1 protein-coding gene is annotated in these 2,582 nt (G+C 71.1%); it reads left to right on the top strand.

The features are described from left to right. Positions 1–263 precede the first annotated feature (263 nt). Positions 264–2,459, top strand: a complete 2,196-nt coding sequence (locus D7Y11_RS42265; protein WP_126936493.1) for a PhnD/SsuA/transferrin family substrate-binding protein — start codon at positions 264–266, stop codon at positions 2,457–2,459. Positions 2,460–2,582 lie beyond the last annotated feature (123 nt).

Below are 2,582 nucleotides of genomic sequence, written 5' to 3'. Positions count from 1 at the left end.
CGCCCGTCCCTTCCATGGGTTGCACCCGTCCACCCACCCCCCCAGTGCAGCCCCGGTGCCAGCCGTTTCAGAGCGAAAGTTCACCCTTGGTATGTGGAAGTCGCTTTCGACCCTGGGTCGGAACATGGTAAACCTGGGGAATCTACTTATTACAGCGATTCAAGAATAGTGTGGCATTGCCGGAAATTTTCAGGTAACTAGCGAGCACTCGCGAGCCGGCAGTCCGGGCGCGCGGAAGAGGGGGCTCATCGGAGGAATTCGTCGTGACCGCATCGAACGCGCCCATCCGTTGCCTGCTCTATCCGTCCCTCGGCGAGGTACGGGAGCACGTGCGCGTGGAGCTGTTCGCGCGGGCGCTGTCGGAGCGGATGGGCCGCCCGGTGGTGATGTCCATGTCGCCCACCTACGAGCACCTGGAGGCGGAGCTCGCTTCAGGCCGGGTGGAGATGGCCTGGGGCACCGCCGAGCAGTGCAACGCCTTCGAGCCGCAGGCGCGCGCGGTGCTGCGCGCGGTGCGCTCCGGCAGCTGCTACTACCACGCGGCCTTCATCTGCCGCTCGGACGAGCCGCTGACGCTGGAGACGCTGGCGGGCAAGCGCGTGGCGTGGGTGGCGCCGCGCTCCACCGGCGGGCACCTGTTGCCGGTGCGCCACCTGGAGTCGCTGGGCCTGCGCCCGGACACGCTCTTCTCCGAGCAGCGCTTCCTGGGCACCTACCGCAAGGCGCTGGACGCGGTGCTGCGCGGCGAGTCGGACCTGTGCGCGCTCTTCTGCAACCACAAGGACGCGCACGCGATGCGCGCCACGCTGACGACGTACCTGGGCGCGGACGCACCGCGGCTCACGCCGTTCCTGTTCACCATCCCCACGCTCGCCGACGGCCTCATCCTCACCAGGCGGATGCCGGAGGCGGACGCGCAGGCGCTCATCTCCGTCCTCACCCGGATGAACACCGACGGCGCGGGCCTGGAGATGCTCATGGGCCCCTTCCGGGTGGAGACCTTCGTTCGGTCTCCCGGCCTGGATGCGCCCGCGTCCGGCCCGCGTCCCACGGGGGGCGCCGAGTACGTGGCCGGAGAGCTGGACGCGGAAGGCCGGTGCCTGCGGCTGTGGTCCCCGTCCGGCCGTGCCTTCGGCCGCGACATGCGCGGCGGGGAGGGGCGCATGCTGGAGGAGGTCCTGGGCACCGCCGCGAGCAAGCCCCTCATGTCCCTGCTCCAGGCCGTCCTCCAGGGCGGCTCCGACGGCCGGCTGGAGTACCGGCTCAACGTGAACGGCGACGAGCGCGTCTACGCGGCGGAAATCACGCCCTGCGAGCCCTCGCCCGGGGACACGGGCGTGCGGTTGGGCCTGCTGGTGCGCGACGTCAGCGGCCTGCGCGCGCTGGAGGATCCGCTGTACCGGCTGGCGTCGTTCCCGCTGCTGCACCCGGAGCCGTTGCTGGAGCTGGGCATGGACGGGGAGCTGCGGTACGCGAACCCCGCCACCCACGCGGCGTTCCAGGACCTGGTGGAGATGGGCGCCGAGCACCCGCTGGTGAAGGCGGCGGTCATCTGGGCGTGGCGGGGCGCGCCCCCGGGAGAGCCCGCGCCCACGGTGCACCTGGACGGGCGCTACTGGGAGCTCACGGTCGCGCAGCTGTGGGACCCGCCGGGCCTGCGCGTGTTCGCGCGCGACGTGACGCTGCGCAAGCAGATGGAGGCGCGGCTGTTCCAGGCGGACCGGCTGTCCGCGCTGGGCTCGCTCGCGGCGGCGGTGGGCCATGAGATGAACAACCCGCTGGCCTTCGTGCTGGCGAACCTGTCGTTCATCCGCGAGGAGATGGACCGCCTGAAGCAGCCGCTGCTGGACGGCAAGGCCGTGCCGCGCGAGGACCTGACGGACATGCTGGAGGCGCTGAGCGAGACGGTGGAGGGCGCCACCCGGCTCAAGCACATCGTGCAGGACCTGCGCACGCTGTCGCGCAAGCCGCCGGAGCACCGCGCCCGCGTGGCCGTGCAGCCGGTGCTGGAGAACGCGCTCAAGCTGCTGCGCGGCGAGCTGCAGCACCGCGCGCGGCTGGAGCGGGACTTCCACGACATGCCCACGGTGGACGCGGACGAGGCGCGCCTCACCCAGCTCTTCCTCAACCTGCTGCTCAACGGCCTGCAGCAGATGGACACCCAGGACGCCGCGAACAACGTGCTGCGCGTGGCGGCCTACACCAGCGAGGACGGCGAGGTGGTGGTGGAGGTGCAGGACTCCGGCAAGGGCCTGTCCCAGGACGCGCTCGCGCACATCTTCGAGCCCTTCGCCACCGCGCGCCCCAACAGCACCGGCCTGGGCCTGTCCGTGAGCCACACCATCGTCACCGGCCTGGGCGGCACGCTGCGCGCGGAGAGTCGCGAGGGCCGCGGCACGCTGCTCACCGTCACGCTGCCGGCGGCGGTGCCCGTGGCGGAAGGCCTGCGCGCCTGCTAAGTAGGTCGCCAGAAGTTCCGAGACAAATCCGGGTCGCATGCGCAGTTTCTGGAGCATGCGACCGGCAAGGAGCCCTGCCGAGCTGGGGCTGACAGCATACGACATGCGGAAGCTGGAGCGGGC

Origin of the sequence: Corallococcus sp. AB018 (assembly GCF_003986945.1) — a bacterium.
Lineage (GTDB): Bacteria > Myxococcota > Myxococcia > Myxococcales > Myxococcaceae > Corallococcus > Corallococcus exiguus.
This window is presented reverse-complemented; position numbering and strand designations above follow the sequence as displayed.